The organism is Actinoplanes sp. NPDC048791 (assembly GCF_040650095.1).
In the GTDB taxonomy this organism is placed as follows: Bacteria; Actinomycetota; Actinomycetes; order Mycobacteriales; family Micromonosporaceae; genus Actinoplanes.
Window position 1 is genome coordinate 1 of sequence record NZ_JBEZGQ010000045.1, and the last position, 19360, is coordinate 19360.

Sequence of the window (19360 nt, forward strand, 5' to 3'; positions counted from 1 at the left end):
CAGCACCGCGCGGTCGCCCGCCGCGGCGCGCGCCTCCGCCGCGCAGGCGGCGACATCGGAGAAGAACCGGGTGTCGCCGGGCGGTTCGTCACCCTCGTCGATGTGCCGGGTCAGGACATTGATCCGTACGCCGTCATGGTGATCGCCCTGCCAACGGTCGGCGAGCTCGAAGGTACGCCGTCCCGCGATCACCGCCCCGGTCGCCATGGCCTCCTGGAATACCCGGCCACTGGGCCCGTCGGACATGCGGTCGTCGAGCCAGTTGAACAGCCGCCCGCCGTTGCGGCCCAGGCCCACGCCTTTCCGGTCGTCCGGCCCGGTGATGAAACCGTCGAGCGACATGGACATGTAGAGCCGGATCGGGCCGCTCATCCTCGCCTCACCTCGTAGCGCAGGTGCAGGGTCTTCGGCGCTTCCAACGTCCGGACCAGGTCGAGTTCGATGTGGTCGGCCGGCAGACCCTCGAACAGCAGCCGGCCCTGGCCGAGGAGGACCGGCATGAGCTGGATCTCGATCACGTCGAGCAGTCCGGCCTTCAGGCACTCCTGGGCGGTGTAGGCACCGTGCATCATGACGTCCCGGCCGTTCGCAGCCGCCTTGGCCTGCTCCACGCACGCCGCGATGCCCTCGGTCACGTAGTGCACCCGCTCGTACGGGTTGTCGGCCGGAGCCCGGTGGGTGGGCACGAAGATCGGCACCCCGTCGTGATGGTCGCCGCCCCAGTAACCGGCGAAGTCACCGGTCCGCCGCCCGGTGATGACGGCGCCGGTCGCCATCGACTCGTCGAACACGATCCGGCTGGCGCTGCTGCTCGGCCGGAACTCGTCGATCGTGGGTCCGGGGCCGAGCCACTCCATCAGCCGCATGCCGCCCTCACCGGCCGGACTCTGCTCGTTGTCGCCGGGGCCGGTGATGAATCCGTCCAGCGACATCGCCATGTACAGGATGATCCGTGTCATGACTCGAGGCTAGGCACGCTCTCGGCTGCCGCCTTGAACGAATCCGGCATCCTGACGACAGCACGGCGTACGCGATCCACCGCTTCTCCGCCAAGAGTTACGGACGGTTGTAGAGACACCATTGGTTCAGCTCGCGAAGGGCCCGGGCATAGGCCCGCACCGTGGTCCGCGCGGTCAGCCCCGCTGTCGCCACGTGTTCGAGTGCCAGCCGCTCGGCGTCAGCCGGGTCCGTCGGCGGCCGGGGCACCGTGAAGCCGTTGGCCAGTCCGATCGTGGTCGGGGCGGCGCCGTACCGCTCGTGCCATCGGCGGGCTACGGCCAGCAGCAGGTCGCCCGGGGTGCCCCACCCGCCGTACGGATCCAGGTAGGCGAAGGCGGCCCACGGCTCCGGACGGGGCAGGATGACCAGCAGTTCCGGATCCCCGTACCCGGTCACGTCGTAGCCGTCGAGGAAGTAGCCCTCGTCGCCGGTGCCCAGCAACTCCTGGTCGGGGTGGTTGAAACTGTGCAGGCGGCCCAGTTCGGCATCAACGTCGGCGGTCCGGGCCCAGGCGATCAGGTCGCTCGGGCTGCGGTCGTGGTGGAAGTCGGGATCCAGGACCGCGTCGCTTTCGAAAGCCAGCACGGGATTGTGGTCCGGGAGGGCGGCGCGTGCGGCGTGCAGCAACTGCTGGGCGTCGCCGGCCGGGCGGACCACGATCACCGTCTCGTCGTGGATGCGTACCTGTTGCGCCGGAAGGTTCTCGAGCCCGGCGGCTCGAAGGATCTTGTCCACCACGTCAAGGTAGCCAAGGACCGCGATGGTCGGTCCGCCGAGACGTCAGAACGGCCAGACCAGCGGGATGACACCGACGGCGACCACCAGCCACAACGCCATCACGGGCAGGCCGAGCTTCCAGTAGTCACCGAACCGGTAACCGCCCGGACCCATCACCATCATGTTCGCCGGGGTGGCGATCGGGGTGAGGAACGACGCCGCGCCGGCCACCGCGATCAGCATGAGCACCGGCTGGGGTGACACCCCGGTCTCCACCGCCGCGCTCAGCGCCACCGGCACGAGGATCAGGGCCGTCGCCGTATTGCTGATCACCTGGCCGAGCGCGGCCGTGAGCAGGAAAAGGCCGACCAGCAGGAGGTACGGACGCCCGGCGCCCACCGCGTCGATGAGGACACCCGCGATCAGGTCGGCCGCGCCCGTCTCCTTGATGGCGGTGGACAGCGGAATCAGCCCGCCGATGAGTACCACGGTCTGCCAGGAGACGGATCGGTAGGCCTGCTGAACAGTGACGACGCGCAGCACGACCATCGTCGTGGCCGCCAGCAACCCGGCGATCGCAGCCGGGACGATGCCGAACGCGAGCAGCACCACCATGCCGGCCAGCACCACCAGGGCCCGCTTCGCCCGGGGGCCCATCGCCACGGCCTGGCGCCGGATGAGGTCCGGCGAGTCGACGACCAGGACGTCGCGGTCCTCGCTCAAAGCGTCGATCACGGCCCAGGTGCCGTGCAGGAGCAGGGTGTCGCCTTCCGCGAGCTGGGTGTGCCGGGGTCCGCGATCGCGCCCGTACCGCTGGACCGCGAGCACGACGAGGTCGGGCCCGCGCAGCATGCCGGGGTAGGCGGTCTCACCGACCAGCGGCGAGCGCGGCGGGATGACCACCTCGACCACACCGAGTTCCCGGCTCAGCAGGCCGCCACCGCCGGCCGGCGCCGCTCGCAGGCCGACGGTGAGGACCTGGTCGACGACGAGCCGGCTGACCTGCTCGGACGGTCCGGCGACGACGAGGATGTCGTCGGTGCGCAGCCGGCCCCGGACCAGGGTTGTGGGTTCGTCGGGTGACTGGGAGGCGATCAGCGTCAGCCCGGGATACGCCGTGAGGTCGAGCCCGTCGGATGCGGTGCCGGCCAGCGGTGAGCCCTCCCGGATGCGGAGGCGGTAGACGCCGTCGGTGAGGTCGTAGTGGTCGGCCAGGGTCTGGGCATGTTCGGCGAGATTCGGTGGCACGTCGCGGGAGACCCGGAACGGCAGCACGCGCGGACCGAGCACGACTGCCAGCAGGACGGTGCCGGCCAGCAACGGCACGCCGACGACGGCATAGCTGAAGAAGCCGAAACCGGTCGTGCCGGCGTCGCGGGCGGCATCGGAGACGATGACGTTGACCGGACTTCCGGTCAACGCCAGCAGAGACCCGGCGTGCGCGGCGAACGCCACCGGAAGCAGCATCTGCGACGGTGCTGCCTTCACCCGGGCGGCCAGCACGATGACCATCGGCAGCACCGCGGCCACCGCGCCGTTGGGTGTGATCAACGCGGTCAACACCGCGCAGAGCACCATCACGGCGACCTGGAGCCGGACGCGGTTCCCACCGACCCGGCGGGTGAGCGCCTGGCCGGCCCAGGTGGTGATACCCGCCGCGTCGATGCCCTCGCTCACGACGAACAGCGAGGCGATGAACACGACCACCGGATCCCCGAATCCGGCGAGGGCGGTTTCGGCGTCCAGGATCCCGGTCGCGTACAGGGTGAGTGCGGTCAGGATGGCCACCGCGCCCACGGGTAGCCGGTTCCAGACGAACACGGCGATGACGGCGGCCAGGACGAGCAGGCTTGTCACGGCTGGATCCACCGTCGTCACCTCCCTGGGTCAGCCGTGCAGGACGCGGGCCTTCTGCACCTCGAACTCGGCCTCGGTGAGCACGCCCGCGTCGCGCAGCCGTCCCAGCTCGGTGAGCTGCGCGATCATTGCCGCGGTGTCGCGGGCCGGTGCCTCCTGCACCGGGGCGGACGGCGGCGCGGCCGTCTGCTGGGCCCACCGGCCCTGCTGCCGGGCGGCGACCCGGCCGTGTACGTGTGAGGCCGTACCCGCGATGACGGCAGTACGCGCGGCCCTTCGCAACAGTCCCATGGCGGCAGCTTTCTTCTCAGGCGCGATTGAGCGCGTCGTCGAGTTCGTGCAGGGGCACGGCACCTGTGGTGAGGACCGAAGCATCCGCCCGGCGCAGGTCGGCGGCGAGAGCGACGAGCCACTCGTTCTCGTAGATGACGATGGCCGCCAGGCTGCCGGGTTCGATGATGTCGCCGACGTGTTCGACGTCGTCGGCATCGAGGAGCCCGGAGGACGATCCCAGGAAGTCGGACAGGTCGCCGTCGGCGGCCGCGACGGCGTCGGCCTGGTCGATGAGTGCGACGGTTCCGTCGGCGCCTCGGGCCACGAACTCCAGATCGAGCACCCGGATCAGGTCCTGCCGGGCGAGCCGGCGCAGGGTGTCGAAGGCGCCGGCGTCGGCGTGCCCACTGGCGAACGTGAGGATGAGGTAGTCGATCGGGCCGGTCTCGTCGGTGGTTGCTGTCTCGGCGACGGATGACTGAGCCATGCGGACCTCCGGTTGCGATGAGCGGTCAGGTGACCGCGGCGGCGACACCGAGGACGACGCAGATGAGGACGAACGACACGCCCAGGAACGGCCCGATGAAGCGCAGGAAGCGGTTGTAGCCGACACCGGCGATCGCCAGACCGCCGACGACCACGGCGTTGGTGGGAGCGAACAGCAACATCCAGCCGTGCCCCATCTGGAACGCGGTGATCACGGTGGCGCGATCGACCCCGGCGAAGTCACCCAGCGGGGCCAGTAGCGGCATCGCCAGGGTGGCGTGTCCCGAGGAGGACGGGATGAGGAACGCGAGCGGCATGTTGACCACGGCGACCAGAATCGCGAAGCCGCTGGACGAGGCGCCGTCGACCGCACGTTCCATGTAGTGCAGCACTGTGTCCAGGGTCTGGGTGTTGGTCATGATGACCGCCACCCCGCGGGCCAGCGCGATGACGATGGCGGGACCGATCATGTCGGCCATCCCCCGCTGGATCAGGGTGATGATCCTGCCCTCCCCCATCCGGGCGACGATCCCGACGACGACCGCGGCGAGGAAGAAGAGCATCGCCAGCTGCGGGAACCACCAGTTCAGCTCGAACCAGTACGGCGCGGCAGCGGTCTCGTGGGTCAGCTCGTCCTCGGCCGGCCCGGTGCTGCCGCCGAACAGGCTCGACCACGGGATCACCGAGAAGATCAGCAGACCGAACGTGAGTCCGGTGATGGCCAGGACCCATCGCTGGGTTCTCGACAGCCGGTCGGGCAGCGCCTCGCCGGGTTCCGCCAGGGCCGCTTGCCGTGCCGTGTCGTCCTCGGTGACCAGCGACCGGGTCGGATCCAGCCGTACCCGCCGGGCGTAGCGCAGCACGTATCCGATGGCGAGCCCGGTGAGCAGCACCCAGAGCACGACCCGCAGCACGATGCCGTCTCCGATGGAGACACCGGCCTCGCCGGAGGCCACCCCGATGGAGAACGGGTTGACCGTCGAAGCCATGTTGCCGATCAGGGCGCTGAGCAGGATGGTGCCGACGGCCACCATCCGGTCGTAGCCGAGGGCGGTGATCAACGGGATGAGCAGGGCGTAGAAGCCGAAGGTCTCGACCGAGAACCCCATCGTGGAACCGAGCAGGGAGAACAGGGTCATGATCACGACGATGAGCAGCCAGCCGCGCTTGCGCATCCTCGTGGCCAGCTGACTGACCGCCACCTCCAGGCTCCGGGTGGCGAAGCTGACCGAGATGAACGCGCCGAGGGCGAGGATGAACACGACCACGCCGATCGAGCCGAACAGCTGTCCGAGGTTGTCGGTGTCGACGAAACCGTCGACGGCCTCCTGCACGCCGTAGACGCCGTTGATGGGCGAGAGGATCAGCTGCTGGACCCGCTCGCCGAAGGAGAGCGGCGAGTCGATCTGTTGATAGGTTCCGGCGATCGGTGAGCCGTCCTCGGCCGTGCTGTACTGCCCCGACGGGATGAGCAGCGCCGCGAGCCAGACCAGCACCGTGACGATGGCCAGGACGGTGACCGCGCCGGGGAACTGGAACGACCGGCGCTTCCGGCCCGGCGGTTCGGGCGGTGGCTTGTCGGTTGCCGCCACGTCTGTCGCGTGGTCGGCCGGGTCGTCGCGATCGGTCTTCACGGCGCACCGCCGGCGCGACGGGCGTATTCGACGAAGAACGTGGCTTTCGCGAGCACCGCCTTGGCGAACTCGTCCAGCAGGACGCGTTCGTTGGGGGCGTGGATGTTGGCATAGCTGTCGGTGGCCCCGAACAACAGCATCTCGGCTGCCGGGACGGCCTGGTGCAGCGCCATGACCAAGGGGATCGATCCGCCGCCGGCCATGGTTTGCGGTTCGGCGTTCCAGGCCGCGCGCAGGGCGGCCGTCGCGGCGTCGTACCCGGGCCCGTTCAGGGTCGCGGCGAAGCCGTTCCCTGTCTCCCCGGCGGTGACGACCGCCTCGATGCCGAACGGGCGTTGGGCGCTCAGGAATCGCACCAGCGCGGCTTGTGCCTCGGCCGCGTCCTGTTCCGGATGCACGCGCAGATTGAGGACAGCACGGCAGAATGCCGCGACCGCGTTCATCGGGGCAGCCGTCGACGGCGCGTCGAGAGCGATGACGGTGACGGCCGGGCCTGACCAGATGCGCTCGCCGAGCCCGCCGGTGCCCATCGTCGCCGTTCCGGGCTCGATCTCGGCCAGTTCCCGGAACTCCTCGTCGGTGTACGTGGCCCCGGTCCACTCCGTGCGGCGCAGACCCGGCACCACCACATCACCCTGCGCGTCGTGCAGGGAGGCCAGCAGGTGGATCATCGCGATGCGGGCGTCCGGTGCCGCTCCCCCGTACTGGCCGCTGTGCTTGTCGCCCGCCAGGGTGCGGATCTCGACGTCCACCTGGGCGGAGCCGCGCAGGGCGACGGTCAGGGTGGGCGTGCCCGGCCGGACGCTGCCGACATCCGCGATGATCATGGCGTCGGCGCGGAACAGCTCCGGTGCGGACGGCGGGTACGTGTCGAACGGGCTACCTACTTCCTCCTGCCCCTCGATGATGACCTTCACACCGACGGGGGGACGGCCGCCGAACACCTTCAGCGCGCCGATGATGCTCATGACGTTGGCCTTGGAGTCGGCGGTGCCCCGGCCGTACAGGGCGCCGTCCTTCTCCACCGCCTCGAACGGCGGGGTGTGCCAGAGCGATTCGTCCCCGGCCGGCACGACGTCGTAGTGGGTGTAGAGAAGGACGGTCGGCGCGCCGGGCGGTGCCGCGACCTCGGCCACCACGACCGGCGCGGTCTTGCCCTCGATCGTCAACGACTCGATGGCGACGACCCCCGCGTCGCGCAACCGGTCGATCACGAAGTCATGGGCGGCGAGCAGAGGCTCCGCGGGGAATCCGGCGGAGGCCACCGACGGAATGCTGGTCAGCCGCTTGAGGTCCTCGACGAGGCCGGGCATGAGCTCCGCGACACGCACGGGCAAACCGGGATCGACATGGCGGGTTCTCGGTGCGATGTCCATGGTGTTCTCTCCCTTCGATTCAGACTTCAGGGCCTGGCGAGTTCCTCCTGTCCGACGAACCGCGGACCAGCGCGGCATCGCCCAGTTGCAGCAGCTTCTGCTGCGCCGGCTGGATCGGTGGTCACAGCTTGGCGATCCGGTGGTGCCCTGCCCTCACCCGTACGGGGTGAATGTGCTCCGTACCGACCTCCTCGGCGGCGGGAACTCTCCCGCCCCGCGGTGAGGGGTCAGGCGGTCAGGCAGGTAACGGCCGCGGCCGGCCGAGGAGGATCAACGACGCGCCGTCGACAACCAGTTGGATGCCGAGCACCGTGCCGACCAGCCACAGGGCCGAGGCCGGCCATTGGGTGAAAACCAGCAATCCGAGCGCCAGGCTCAGCGATCCGGTGATCACCAGGGCCATGCGCGCCTCGGGCTGCTGGACCGCGGCGGCCAGCCGAGTGATCCCGGTGACGAACATGGCCGCACCGATGGCCAGCGACAGGACGATCAGGGTGGCATCGGGGTGGCGGAGGAAAACGCTTCCGGCGACGACGGAAAGGATGCCGCCGAGCATGCCGATCCAGAAGCCGCCCCGGCCGAGGAGCAGCAACGAGGTGCTGATCTCGACCGCGCCGCCGGCCACCAGTAGCCAGCCCAGGAACAGCGTGGAGAAGGTGCTCGCCGCGGCGACATCGCCGAGGACCACAATCCCGGTACCGGCCAGGATTCCCCCGACCAGGACGTCGGACCAGGTGCGGGAGTTCCGGACTTCGGCGTATCGCAGAGTCGCGGGTTCGGCCGTACCGTCGCTCGATTCCGTACTCGACATGATAACCCTCTCCCGCGTTCGTCGACGGGCGGCGGGGTACCGATCCGCTCGGGCGCAACGCTAGGCCGCAGATCTCCGAACGGTCTCACCCGGACGGGGTGAGCGACCCGGCCCATCCACCGGCCGGACAGGACCGGCCGGCCGGCCCTGCTGTCGTCGAATCACCCTTGGCGGGCGACGCCGCGAAGCGGGACGCATGGCGACAATGACCGCGGACACCCGAGGAGGCACCATGTCCGAACTGATCGTCGTCGGTCATGACGACCACGACACGGCCATGAAGACGGACGAGCGCGCGAAGGGCTCGCGACGGTCTGACCTGACCGGTTGCCGCCGTTCGTTCCCTGCCCGGAACGGCGAGACGGTCACGGATGCGACATGACAGCGTTGCTGAGTTCCCTTACCGAGGCGGAGCTGTCGCTGCTCCGGGAGACCGAGCAGGCACGGCTCGCCGAGCTGGAGGAGGACGCACTCGTCGAGTTGCACACCCGGATACGCCGAGCACGCAACAAGCACGTCAAGGTGTACCGACGGCAGGCCGCCGCCCTGGTCGGTGAGGTCGGTGGCCGCGGAAAGGCCAGGCCGAAGAACACCCGTAAGCGGGCCAAGGCGGAAGTGTTCGAGGAAGCTCTGGCCACGGTGAGTCAGCACCTGGCCGCAGCGGCGCGCGTCAGCGCGGAGGCGTTGCGGGCCGAACGAGTTGCCGAGGACCGGCAGGAGCAGCGAGCGCCGTCGCCGCCGCGCTCGAAGTCGCGGCCCGGGACCGTCCTCGGGCCCCAGCGAACCGACCGCCGCCCGGACTCTCCGGACCTGCGCAAGAGGCACGCATCCACCAGGGCCACCGGCGCGCGGCGACAGGCCCGCCGGGACTCGCGCTGACCCCGCCCGGCCGGGGCTGCGGCCGGCCCACCGTGCCAGAGGAGAGGTCATGGCAACGCCTGACGTACCTGCACGCACGACCGTCGGATTCCGTACGTTCGTGGCCTGCGCGCTCGGGATCGCCCTGGTCGCCGGCCTGGTCGGCGGGCTGATCGGGCACCTCGCAACCGGCCTGGAGGATCCGGAGGCGACCCCGGTCGCCGCCGCGACGTCCACCCACTGCAATGCGGAAACCGTCGCCGACACCGTTCTTCCGGCAGTGGTCACCCTGGCGGTCCGGGGCAGTTCCTCCGCGGGCAACGGGAGCGGACAGGTGATCCGCGACGGCGGCTACATCCTGACCAACGACCACGTCATCGCTCCGGCCGTCGCGGGCGGTATCGACGTGTTGTTCGCCGGCGGACAGTCCGGGCCCGCCACGGTGATCGGCCGCGCCGGCGCCCTGGACCTGGCCGTGGTCAAGGTCCGTCCGCCGGCCGGGCTGCCGGTGATCACCATCGGCCGATCGAAGACGTTGCGGGTGGGTCAGCCGGTCGTGGCACTCGGTTCGCCGCTCGGACTGAGCGGAACCGTCACGAGCGGGATCATCAGTGCGCTGGGACGTGACGTGCCACTGCCGGCCGAGGGTGGCAGAACGGCGATCGTGCCCGGCGCGATCCAGACCGACGCGGCCATCAATCCGGGCAACTCCGGCGGCGCCCTGGTCGACTGCGCCGGTCGCCTCGTGGGTGTCAACACTGCCATCGCGACAGTGCCCAACGCCGTGGGCGAGGCCGGCGGCGGCAGTGTGGGCATCGGATTCGCCATTCCGGTCGATCTGGCGACCATGGTGGCCGACCAGCTCATCGCCGATGGACGGTTCACCCCGGCCTACGCGGGGATCTCCGTCGCGCCGCTCCCGTCCGGCGCGGCCGACCGGTTCGGCGTCACCGGCGGCCTGTACGTGCAGGCCGTGACCCCGTCCGGGCCGGCCGCCCGGGCCGGCCTGCGTACCGGCGACATCATCACCCAGGTCGGCGGCGCTGCGGTTTCCAGCCCGGACGATCTCGTCCTGCGGACCCTCACCAGACGCGTCGGCGACCCGCTCGTCGTCGACTACGTCCGAGGTGGGCGCGCCGGCAGTACGACGGTGACCCTCGGCGAGCGGCCGTGAGCGCGTAAGGCTGCCGCCCCTTGACAGATCCGCCGAGGATATCGATTATCAATACATCGATAATCGATAAGGAGATGGGTCATGGTCGCGCGCCACCGCCCGTTCGCCCGCATCCGCAGCTTTCTCTGGGTGCTGATACTGACCGACGTCGTGGCCATTCTCGGCCAGGTCCTGCAGCTCGACGGCCCGGCCACCCGCCGTTTCGACATACTGCCGAAGGCGCTGCCGGTCGGGCAGCCGTCCACCGAGCTGCGCATCCAGGCCGTGAGCGTGTCGATCCAGGACCCGACCGCCTACCAGACCGTGCTCGACCTGCTCTCGGGTCCGCTCCCGCTGGCGGTCGGCACACTGCCGATCATCTGGTACGCCCTGCGCCTCATCGACCGCATCACCGCCACGCAGCCGTTCACCCAGGCCACCGCAACCGGCCTGCGCCGCCTCGGCGTGGTCGTCCTGATCACCGGCGCCGCCTCCGAGATCGTCCGCAGCATTGCCGCCTATCTGCTGGCGGCCACCGTGGTGCCGCCCGGCGCGCGGATGGTGATGGTCGACTACACCCTCAGCGTCTGGTGGCTGATGCTCGGCCTCCTGCTGCTGGCATTCGCCCAGATCATCGGGTACGGCCGGGGTCTGCGCGCCGAGCTCGACACGGTCATCTGAGATGCCACCGGAGGAACAGCACCGCGTCGTCCTGCACCTCGACGCCCTGCTCGCCCGCAAGGGCCTGACCCTCACCGAGCTCGCCGACCGGGTCGGCCTGACCCTGGCCAACCTGTCGATCCTCAAGAACGGCCGGGCCAAGGCGATCCGCTTCAGCACCCTGACCGCCCTCTGCGACGCCCTCGACTGCCAGCCCGGCGACCTGCTCGAGGTCAGCGACCGGACCGGCAGCCGGACGTAACATCCCCCGGTCAGGGCGACGGCACGGCACGGCTTCCTGGCTAGGTTGCCTCCATGACGCCGAACAGCCTGAGTGATTCCGTGGAGCCGGCCGACCTCTACCGCGACTTGCACCAGCATCCGGAACTGTCGTTCGCCGAGTTCCGTACCGCGTCGACAGTGGCGCATCGTCTGCGGTACATGGGGTTCGACACCACCGAGCGGGTCGGACGTACCGGCGTCGTCGGGGTTCTCCGCAACGGAGCCGGGCCGACCGTGTTGATGCGCGCCGACATGGACGGGCTGCCGATGCTGGAGCGCACCGGGCTGCCGTACGCGAGCGCCGCCCGAGGCGTCGACCGTGACGGCAACGACGTCCCGGTGGCGCATTCGTGCGGTCACGACATGCACGTGACCTGTCTGCTCGGTGCGCTGCAAGGGCTGTCCGTGGACCGGTCGTCGTGGCGCGGCACCGTGCTGGCGGTCTTCCAGCCGGCCGAGGAGATCGGTCAGGGAGCGCAGGCGATGCTCGACGACGGGCTCTACGAGCGGTTCGGCCGGCCCGATGTGGTGCTGGGCCAGCACGTCGGACCCCTGCCGGCCGGTTTCCTCGCCGTGCGGCCCGGCCCGGCGTTCGCCGCGGCCGACGCGATACGCGTCGTGCTGTACGGCAAAGGGGGCCACGGGTCGCGGCCGGAGACGACTATCGACCCGGTGGTGATGGCCGCGGCCACGGTGCTGCGCCTGCAGACGATCGCCTCCCGGGAGGTCGCCGCCACCGACGCCGTCGTGGTCACCGTGGGCGCGTTGCGGGCCGGCACCAAGGAGAACATCGTGCCGGACGAGGCGGAGCTGCTGATCAGCATGCGGACGTTCGATCCGCAGGTGCGGCGGCGAACGCTCGACGCCATCGAGCGGATCGTCCGAGCCGAGGCGAGCGCGTCCGGTGCGGAACGGCAACCGGCGGTCGAGCTGTTCGACAGCTTCCCGGCGTTGGTGAACGACCCCGCCGGGGTGGCGCGGACCCGCGGTGCTCTGGAGGCAGTGGCCGGGGGCGCCGACCGGGTGCTGGATCCCGGTCTGGTCACCGGGAGCGAGGACGTCGGGTTGCTGGCGACAGCGGCGGACGCGCCGTGCGTCTACTGGATCCTCGGCGGCGCGGATCCGGCGGACTTCACCGAGGCCGGCAGCCCCGCGGACATGATGGCCCGATCGGCGCGGCTGCCCTCCAACCACTCCCCGCTGTTCGCACCGGTCATCGAGCCGACCCTGAGCATCGGCGTGGCCGCCCTGGTAGCCGCAGCGCGCGTGTGGCTCGGCCCCCGCCGGTCAGCACCGTGAGACCAGCGCCGGCTCACCCGCCTCGGAGGATGTGGCACGCGGCGCCCGCGGTCACGCTCGTCATGACAGCCCTCCAGAAGGAGCGCGATGACGACGACCACGCGCGAGGCCGGCGCATCGCCGGATCAGAATGACGACAGCGCGGCGCCGGGCGGCAGGTGGGGCCGTCTGCTGCGCGGCCGCCGGTACGGCTACGTCGGCCTCATCACCGCCGCCGCGTTCTTCTGCCTGTCGCTCACCCCGTCGCTGCTGCCCCGCACCTACCTCTTCCAGGGACTGATCAGCGGCCTGCTGACGGCGATCGGTTACGGATTCGGAGTACTGACCGTCTGGCTGGCGCGCCACACGGTCGAGCGACCACTGCCCGCGGCCACCACCATGGCCTGGAAGATTCTCGCCGCGGTGGCCGCGTGCGCGGTGGCGGCGTTCCTCTTCCTCGGTGCCCTGTGGCAACGTGAGATCCACCGTCTGATGGGCATGGAATCGCCTCCCGGGGTGGGTTACATCGTCGTGTTGCCGATCGCCGCGGTGACTGCCGTGGCCCTGATCGGCCTGTGCCGGCTGGTGTGGCGCGCCTCCCGCAGGCTCGCTGCCCTGCTCGGCCGGTGGATCCCGGCCGCGACCGCCCGGGTGGTCGCCGCCATCGTCGTCGTGGTGTTGCTGCTGGGCACTCTCAACGGCGTTGTCCTGGACGGTCTGTTCACCGTCGCCGACGGTTCCTTCCGCGCCCTCAACGGCGAGACGCAACCTGACGTGGCGGCCCCGGCCGACGCGATGCGGTCCGGCGGTCCGGCATCCTTGATCTCCTGGGAATCGCTGGGCAACCAGGGCCGCATCTTCATTGCCGGCGGCCCGGACAGCGGCGAGTTGCGACGGTTCGGCGGCCCCGACCCGCGCGAGCCCATCCGGGTCTACGCGGGCCTGGAGTCGGCGCCGACGTCGCGGGAGCGGGCCGCTCTCGCGGTGCGGGAACTGCAACGCACCGGTGCTTTCCAGCGGCGGGTGCTGTGCGTGATCACGACCACCGGCACCGGCTGGGTCAACGCGCAGGCGGTCGACCCGCTCGAGTACATGTACGACGGAGACACCGCGCTGGTCGCGACGCAGTACTCGTACCTGCCCAGCCCCATCTCCTTCCTGGTCGACAAGGACCGGGCCCGCGAAGCCGGCCGCGACCTGTTCGACCAGGTGTACGGGGTCTGGTCACGGCTACCGCGCGACGAACGTCCCAAGCTGCTGGTCTTCGGCGAGAGTCTGGGGTCCTTCGGCGCCGAGGCGGCGTTCAGCGGCCCCGAGGACATCCGCAACCGCACCGACGGGATGCTGCTGGTCGGCCCGCCGAGCCGCAACCAGCTGTGGAGCGAGTTCTCCGCCGATCGCGACCGTGACAGCGCCGAAGTCCTGCCGGTCTACGAGAACGGAGTCACCGTCCGGTTCGCCGCGACCCCGGCTGACCTCGCGCGACCGCGGACCCGGTGGGACGTTCCCCGGGTCGTCTACCTGCAGTACCCGTCCGATCCGATCACGTGGTGGTCGCCACGGTTGATGGTGCGCCGGCCCGGCTGGCTCGCCGAACCCCGAGGCTCCGATGTGCTGCCGAGCATGCGCTGGTTCCCGTTCGTCACCTTCTGGCAGGTGTCGGCCGACATGGCGTTCTCCAACGGAGTACCGGCCGGGCACGGCCACAACTTCGGGGCGATGCCCGTGGCGGCCTGGGCGGCGATCGCGCCGCCCGACGGGTGGACCGTCGAGCGGACCGCCGCCCTCACCGACATCATCGCCGCCTACCGCTGATGGGCCGGCACGGCCGTCGCGCCGCAGACATCGCGCGGGGCTACGAACTGACCCAGCAGCCGCACTACGCAGATCTGCGTACGCGCAAGGCCCACTCCACGCGGATGCCGTCCCGGCCGTAGCCGACGAGGCTGACGGTGAATCGCGAATGCGACCCAAGGGAGACGGCGACATGAGCAGCAACAGCCCCACCGGTTCCACCGTCAAGCCGCTACGTGCAGCGCTAGCGGCCGGCCTGATCGTGGCCGGCGCCGGTGTCCTGACCCAGTTCCTGGTCGGTGTGCCCGGCTTCCCGAAGATCCCGCCCGGTCCGATCATCCTGGGCGCGGCCGCGATCCTGGTCCTGGCCCTGGCGGCCCGGCGCTGGACACTGCTCGTCGGCACGTTCGCGGCCCTGTTCGTGTTCGTCGGCGGCCTGATCGAGGGTTCGGTCTGGGGCCGCCTCGGGAATCCGGGCGCGTTCGACGTCTGGATCGGAGTCTTTCTCCAGTGGACCGGGCTGGTCATCGCCCTGGTCGCCGGGGTGGCGGCGACCCGGCAGGCCTACGCTCGGCGCGCTATGAAGCAAGACTTGCGGGCAGGCCGAACGCGGTGAACAGCCCGGGGTCCTCGAACGTGTCGATCGCCGTGAGGGTGCTCGCCTCGACGGTCAGCACGATGAGCCCGAACGGACGGAACTCGGTGTCGCCCGCGGCCAGCACGTAGGCGCCGGCCGCGGGCCGTCCGTTGGCAGCAGTGGCCAGCATCCGCCACCGGCCGAGCGAGTTCATGCCCTCGCGCAGTGCCTGCGCGACCGAGGGCCGGCCGGTCCACTCGCCGACGTCCGGCTCGATGGTCAGGCGGATGTCCTCGCCCAGCAGGTCGATCAGCGCCTCCGGGTCCGCCTGCTCATGCGCGGCGATGTACCGCGTCAGCAGTTCACGCTGCGCCGCATCGGGCTCGCCGGCCGGGGCCCACGTCATCCGGCCGTCCGGCCACTGCTCGCGCATGGTCGTCCGGGCCCGGTGCAGGGCGCTGTTGGCCGCCCGTACCGTCGTGCCGAGGAGATCGGCCGCCTCAGCGGCCGACCACAACATGACATCGCGCAGCAGAAGGACGGCACGCTGACGCGGCGGCAGCAACTGGATCGCGGCGAGAAACGCCAGCGACACCGTCTCGCGGGCGACAGCGGCCGCCTCCGGGCCGGGCTTCTCGTCGAGCAGCTGGTCCGGGTACGGCTGCAGCCTCGGCGTGACGCGTCGCAGCGTGTCCAGGCAGGCGTTGGTGGCGATGCGGTACAGCCAGGTCCTGGGGCTCGAACGTCCGTCGAACCGGTCCCGGGACCGCCACGCCCGCAGGAACACCTCCTGCACGTGGTCCTCAGCCGCGTGGAACGAACCGAGCATCCGGTAGCAGTGCACGTGCAGCTCCCGATAGTGCCGGCTCGTCAGCTCGGCGAACATCGCGTCATCCACAGCACGTTCATACCGGAGAGTTCCGGGCCCGCGCCCGTCTACCCGGGTATGGCAATCATCGAAGCGGACATCTCCATGTCGATGGACGGGTTCATCACCGGACCCGACCTCGAGGACTTTCCCGGGTACGGCCGGGGCGGCGAGCGGGTGCACGCCTGGCTCCACCACGACGAGGGTCGCCGGCTCAGCGCGGCGACGTTGGCCCAGTCCGGTGCGGTCATCACCGGCCGCCAGGTGTACGACGACACCGACGGCTGGGAAAGTCAGGACGGCTTCTACGCGATGCCGGTCTTCGTGGTCACCCACCGGCCGCACGAGCCGGTACGCAAGGGCGACACCACCTTCGAGTTCGTGACCGGCGGAGTCGCCGCTGCGATCGCCGCGGCCGCGGCGGCAGCCGGAGACCGGCGGGTCCACATCATGGGCGGCGCGTCGACCATCCAGCAGGCGCTGCGCACCGGGCTGGTCGACCGGCTGCGGCTGCACATCGCGCCGCTGCTGCTGGGCTCGGGTACGGCCCTCTTCGACGGCCGCCACGGTCCACCGGTCGACCTCCTGGAGACGGTCGCCACTCCGGAGGCCAGCCACCTGACGTACCAGGTCCGCCGTTGAACGCGGCCGAGGCCGCGGGGAGGCCCCGGACCGGCGACGACGTCGTGACCGCCACCGCACCGGCACCACCGCGGGCGGCGAGCTGGACCGTCATGATGCCGATGCCGATGCCGATGCCGCCCGCCGCGCCGCGCACCAGCACCGACTCGCCGGCGGCGAAGTGCGCGTGGCGCAGGCCGCAGTGGGCCACCGCGGCGGAGCTTCCCGAACGCCTGGATGGCGACAGCCTTCACGTGCGTCTCCTCGTCGTGCCGTGCACCGGACCGATACCGCGGACGTCAACGGACGCCTCCGTCAGTTCAGCCGGAGTGAGATCAGCCGGAGTGAGAGCGGTGACCGACCGTTTGCCTCACGCCGGTCGGGTCGCCAGGCCCGGGTACCGTGACTTCCCGTGATCGAGCCGGAGATCGAGGTCAGCGCAGATCTGGTCCGCGACCTGCTGCGCGAGCAGCATCCGGACCTGGCCGACCGTCCCATCCGCGAGGTGGCGGGCGGCTGGGGAAACCAGATGTGGCGCCTCGGGGACGACCTGGTCGTCCGGATGCAGCGGATGGACACGAGCCCCGATCCGCAGCTCAAGGAGCGCCGCTGGCTGCCGGTGCTGGGCCCGCGCCTGCCGCTGCCGGTCCCGGCCCCGGTGCGCCACGGCACGCCGTCCGAGCGCTTCCCCAAGCTGTGGACGGTCATGACCTGGGTCGACGGCACGCCCCTGGACGAGGGGACGATCGTCCGTGGCGACCATGCGGCCGACACGTTGGCGGCCTTCCTCAGAGCGCTGCACGTGGAGGCGCCCGCCGACGCGCCGGGTGCCTCGGACTTCGGCACCCATCCCAAGGACTCCGGGGGCGGGTTCGAGCACTTCCTGGCGGCCGTGGACCTCGACGCCTCCGGTCTTGCCGAGGACGACATCCGGGCCGTGTGGGAGGACGCGGTGGCGACCCCGGAGTGGCCGGGTCCACGGGTATGGGTGCACGGTGACCTGCATCCGGCGAACGTCGTCGTCGCCGGCGGCACGCTGGCGGGTGTCGTCGACTTCGGCGCGCTCTTCGCCGGTGATCCGGCCTGGGACCTCGGGGCTGCCTGGCTGCTGCTGCCCGAGGGAGGTGCCTCGCGGTTCTTCGACAGCTACGGCCGGGTGGACGAGGCGACGGTCCGGCGGGCCCGTGGGCTGGCTGCCCTAAAGAGTCTGTTCCTGATGCTGATGGGCCAGAACGGCGAGCGTGGCCTGCCCGGCGGCAAGCCGAACTGGGGGCCCGCAGGCCGGTCGGCCCTCGACCGTGTCCTGAAGGGCCTTTGACCGAGCTACTCGTCGATGTGCACCGACTCGGTGGGTTGGCCGGGACGGATGGCGAACGGGGTGCCGGACGCCGTGTAGTCGCCGAAGAAGCCGCGTACCACGACTGTGCCGTCGGGGCCGGTGCGCATCTCGGTCGGTGGCAGCCACCACTGTCCCTTGATGAGGCCCTCCAGCGCGTCGTACGAGGGCTTGCGGCTGCCGTCCGCGCGCACCAGCCCGACCGGCGCGCCCAGCCAGGCGCCGTCGTCGGTGAGCCCCCAGTAGTTGATCGACGCGACGGACGGGTGGGCCATCAGCGACCGGTAGTGCCGGACGATCTCGCCGGCCTGGCGGGCCTCCCCCTCGGGCGTCGTCGGCCAGTCCGGGACCTGGTAGTCGTTGAGATCCACGATCTCGGGCGGCATCAGGTGCCCGGACACCAGGGTGCTCTCGGTCAGGTGCAACGGCAGGCCGTAGCGGGCGAACCGGTCGAGCATGCCCCGCATGTACTCCTCACCGCGGTACCCCTGGTGCATGTGGGTCTGCAACCCGATCGCGTCGATCCGGATGCCGGCTTCGAGCACCCCTTCGATCAGGCACTCGTACGCCGAGCTGAGGTCGAAGTCGTTGAGCACCAGGGTGACCGCCGGATTGGCCGCGCGGGCCTCCTCGAACGCCATCCGCACCATGGCGATACGGCCCCGGGACCGGGCGAGCCGGGTGATGGCGTTGTCCCCGTTGGTGAAGACCGGCATGATCACGGCCTCGTTGATGGCGTCCCAGAGGTCGATCACGCCGGCGAAGCCACCGGCGAGCTCGCGGATCCGGGTGCGCTGCAGCCGTTCCACCTCGTCGAGGTCCAGGTCGAGCAGCCACTGCGGCTGCACCGTGTGCCAGACCAGCGGGTGACCCTTGACGGTGACGCCGCGGTCGGCGAGCCAGTGCGCGGTTCGCGTCAGCCGTTCGACGTCGGTCGTGCCCCGCCGCGGCTCGTAAGGTCCCCAGTAGAACGGCAGGGTCGCCGTGTTGAACAGGTTGAGCCACAGGTCGCCCAGCCGGTCCAGGTTCAGGGCCGTCGCGCCGCCGAAGGCCGGGCCGGCCGCGTCGGGCGGCGGACCACCGACGAGGCTCACGAAGTCGAACCCGATGTTGCCGAACGGGAACGCGTGCCGCTGCTGGGCCACGGTGACGATCCGGTCGGACAACGGCCGGCGGTCCGGCCCGAGCACGGTGAGGGTGACCTCGCCGATCCGGTGCTGCATGCTCTCGTCAGGCACTGTCCCGTTCCTCCTGATTCTCGGCGAGCTGCTTGATATGGGCCGCGCGCTGCTCGAGCAGCCGTCGCAGATACGGCGAGAGCACCACTCGGGTCACCAGAGCACCGAGCGGACCGAACGGCGCGGTGACCGTCATGCGGTCGATCATCCGCGTCCGCCCGCCGCCGAGCTCCTCGAAGACGTGCTCGTGGACGAGAGCGCGGCTCGCGGCCAGGGAGGCGGAGTGGACGTCCATGTCCAGTTCCAGCTCGAAGACCACCCCGGCTGTCGCCTGGATGTCCGTCACGACCTCGATGAGTGCCGGCATCGGCCGTCAGGACGCGACGTCGACCAGGACCTTGCCGACCGTGCCCTGCTCCACCGCCCGGTGCGCGTCGGCGGTGCGCTCCAGCGGAAAGCGGACCAGTGGCAGGCCGTGCTCCTCCCCGACCGGCAGGACGCCGTCACCCACGGCCGCAGTGACGATCAGCGGGCGGATGAGATCAACGCGGAGTGGCGCAGGCTGGGCGCGGTCGCCGTGGCGACGCTCAACCGGGGCGGCG

General features: G+C 70.6%; 21 protein-coding genes and 2 pseudogenes. 10 read left to right on the forward strand and 13 right to left on the reverse strand.

From position 1 onward, the window contains the following. The 9 genes and pseudogenes from AB0C29_RS06045 to AB0C29_RS06085 all read right to left on the reverse strand — a co-directional run. A pseudogene (locus AB0C29_RS06045) lies at nucleotides 1-372 on the reverse strand (dihydrofolate reductase); the annotation flags it as partial. Next, the gene (locus tag AB0C29_RS06050; RefSeq protein ID WP_360815810.1) at nucleotides 369-959 is read right to left on the reverse strand and encodes a dihydrofolate reductase family protein; all 591 of its coding nucleotides are present in this window, start codon (nucleotides 957-959) and stop codon (nucleotides 369-371) included. The gene AB0C29_RS06050 and the pseudogene AB0C29_RS06045, both read right to left, overlap by 4 nt. Nucleotides 960-1056: 97 nt before the next feature. Next, the gene (locus AB0C29_RS06055; protein WP_360815813.1) at nucleotides 1057-1734 is read right to left on the reverse strand and encodes a DUF4253 domain-containing protein; all 678 of its coding nucleotides are present in this window, start codon (nucleotides 1732-1734) and stop codon (nucleotides 1057-1059) included. A gap of 45 nt (nucleotides 1735-1779) precedes the next feature. After that, entirely contained in the window at nucleotides 1780-3573 is a 1794-nt protein-coding gene (locus AB0C29_RS06060) for an SLC13 family permease (protein WP_360815815.1), read from the reverse strand. Between the two features lie 30 nt (nucleotides 3574-3603). Next, entirely contained in the window at nucleotides 3604-3864 is a 261-nt protein-coding gene (locus tag AB0C29_RS06065) for an SHOCT domain-containing protein (RefSeq protein ID WP_360815818.1), read from the reverse strand. Nucleotides 3865-3880: 16 nt separating this feature from the next. Then, the gene (locus AB0C29_RS06070; protein WP_360815821.1) at nucleotides 3881-4333 is read right to left on the reverse strand and encodes a DUF6325 family protein; all 453 of its coding nucleotides are present in this window, start codon (nucleotides 4331-4333) and stop codon (nucleotides 3881-3883) included. A 25-nt stretch (nucleotides 4334-4358) separates the two neighbouring features. Further along, the gene (locus tag AB0C29_RS06075) at nucleotides 4359-5966 is read right to left on the reverse strand and encodes a TRAP transporter large permease subunit (protein WP_360815824.1); all 1608 of its coding nucleotides are present in this window, start codon (nucleotides 5964-5966) and stop codon (nucleotides 4359-4361) included. Beyond that, nucleotides 5963-7297 (reverse strand): M20/M25/M40 family metallo-hydrolase, encoded by a 1335-nt coding sequence (locus AB0C29_RS06080; RefSeq protein WP_360815827.1) that lies wholly within the window; start codon nucleotides 7295-7297, stop codon nucleotides 5963-5965. Before AB0C29_RS06080 ends, AB0C29_RS06075 begins: the two co-directional genes overlap by 4 nt. Before the next feature lie 280 nt (nucleotides 7298-7577). Continuing rightward, entirely contained in the window at nucleotides 7578-8153 is a 576-nt protein-coding gene (locus AB0C29_RS06085; RefSeq protein WP_360815830.1) for a DUF308 domain-containing protein, read from the reverse strand. Nucleotides 8154-8385: 232 nt separating this feature from the next. On the opposite strand from AB0C29_RS06085, the gene AB0C29_RS06090 reads away from it, so the two are divergent. From AB0C29_RS06090 to AB0C29_RS06125, 8 genes are all read left to right on the forward strand, one after another. Next, nucleotides 8386-8535: a hypothetical protein gene (locus AB0C29_RS06090; protein ID WP_360815833.1), complete on the forward strand. Its 150-nt coding sequence runs from the start codon at nucleotides 8386-8388 to the stop codon at nucleotides 8533-8535. Continuing rightward, nucleotides 8532-9032 carry a hypothetical protein gene (locus AB0C29_RS06095; RefSeq protein WP_360815836.1) on the forward strand — a complete coding sequence of 167 codons (501 nt, stop codon included), beginning with the start codon at nucleotides 8532-8534 and terminating at the stop codon, nucleotides 9030-9032. The genes AB0C29_RS06090 and AB0C29_RS06095 overlap by 4 nt, the downstream gene beginning before the upstream one ends. 49 nt (nucleotides 9033-9081) lie before the next feature. Beyond that, the gene (locus AB0C29_RS06100; RefSeq protein ID WP_360815838.1) at nucleotides 9082-10185 is read left to right on the forward strand and encodes a trypsin-like peptidase domain-containing protein; all 1104 of its coding nucleotides are present in this window, start codon (nucleotides 9082-9084) and stop codon (nucleotides 10183-10185) included. An 81-nt stretch (nucleotides 10186-10266) separates the two neighbouring features. Beyond that, nucleotides 10267-10845 carry a DUF2975 domain-containing protein gene (locus AB0C29_RS06105; protein ID WP_360815841.1) on the forward strand — a complete coding sequence of 193 codons (579 nt, stop codon included), beginning with the start codon at nucleotides 10267-10269 and terminating at the stop codon, nucleotides 10843-10845. A gap of 1 nt (nucleotide 10846) precedes the next feature. Next, nucleotides 10847-11086 (forward strand): helix-turn-helix transcriptional regulator, encoded by a 240-nt coding sequence (locus tag AB0C29_RS06110; protein ID WP_360815843.1) that lies wholly within the window; start codon nucleotides 10847-10849, stop codon nucleotides 11084-11086. Nucleotides 11087-11139: 53 nt separating this feature from the next. Then, on the forward strand, nucleotides 11140-12405 hold the full coding sequence (locus tag AB0C29_RS06115; protein ID WP_360815846.1) for an amidohydrolase: 1266 nt from the start codon (nucleotides 11140-11142) through the stop codon (nucleotides 12403-12405). Nucleotides 12406-12492: 87 nt separating this feature from the next. After that, nucleotides 12493-14199, forward strand: coding sequence for an alpha/beta-hydrolase family protein (locus AB0C29_RS06120; protein ID WP_360815849.1), 1707 nt, complete (start codon nucleotides 12493-12495; stop codon nucleotides 14197-14199). A gap of 172 nt (nucleotides 14200-14371) precedes the next feature. Beyond that, nucleotides 14372-14794 (forward strand): hypothetical protein, encoded by a 423-nt coding sequence (locus AB0C29_RS06125; protein WP_360815852.1) that lies wholly within the window; start codon nucleotides 14372-14374, stop codon nucleotides 14792-14794. On the opposite strand, the gene AB0C29_RS06130 is transcribed toward AB0C29_RS06125, so the two are convergent. Further along, entirely contained in the window at nucleotides 14757-15653 is an 897-nt protein-coding gene (locus AB0C29_RS06130) for a sigma-70 family RNA polymerase sigma factor (protein WP_360815855.1), read from the reverse strand. The two genes, AB0C29_RS06125 and AB0C29_RS06130, sit on opposite strands and share 38 nt — an antisense overlap. Nucleotides 15654-15701: 48 nt before the next feature. Between AB0C29_RS06130 and AB0C29_RS06135 the strand changes: the two genes are divergently transcribed. After that, nucleotides 15702-16265 (forward strand): dihydrofolate reductase family protein, encoded by a 564-nt coding sequence (locus AB0C29_RS06135; protein ID WP_360815858.1) that lies wholly within the window; start codon nucleotides 15702-15704, stop codon nucleotides 16263-16265. A 391-nt stretch (nucleotides 16266-16656) separates the two neighbouring features. Then, the gene (locus AB0C29_RS06140) at nucleotides 16657-17562 is read left to right on the forward strand and encodes an aminoglycoside phosphotransferase family protein (protein ID WP_360815861.1); all 906 of its coding nucleotides are present in this window, start codon (nucleotides 16657-16659) and stop codon (nucleotides 17560-17562) included. A gap of 5 nt (nucleotides 17563-17567) precedes the next feature. On the opposite strand, the gene AB0C29_RS06145 is transcribed toward AB0C29_RS06140, so the two are convergent. The 3 genes and pseudogenes from AB0C29_RS06145 to AB0C29_RS06155 all read right to left on the reverse strand — a co-directional run. Beyond that, nucleotides 17568-18818, reverse strand: a complete 1251-nt coding sequence (locus tag AB0C29_RS06145) for an endo-1,4-beta-xylanase (RefSeq protein ID WP_360815863.1) — start codon at nucleotides 18816-18818, stop codon at nucleotides 17568-17570. Further along, a complete protein-coding gene (locus AB0C29_RS06150; protein ID WP_360815866.1) occupies nucleotides 18811-19125 on the reverse strand; it encodes a hypothetical protein in 315 nt (104 codons plus the stop codon). Before AB0C29_RS06150 ends, AB0C29_RS06145 begins: the two co-directional genes overlap by 8 nt. 6 nt (nucleotides 19126-19131) lie before the next feature. Then, nucleotides 19132-19360, reverse strand: a pseudogene (locus AB0C29_RS06155) (hypothetical protein); the annotation flags it as partial.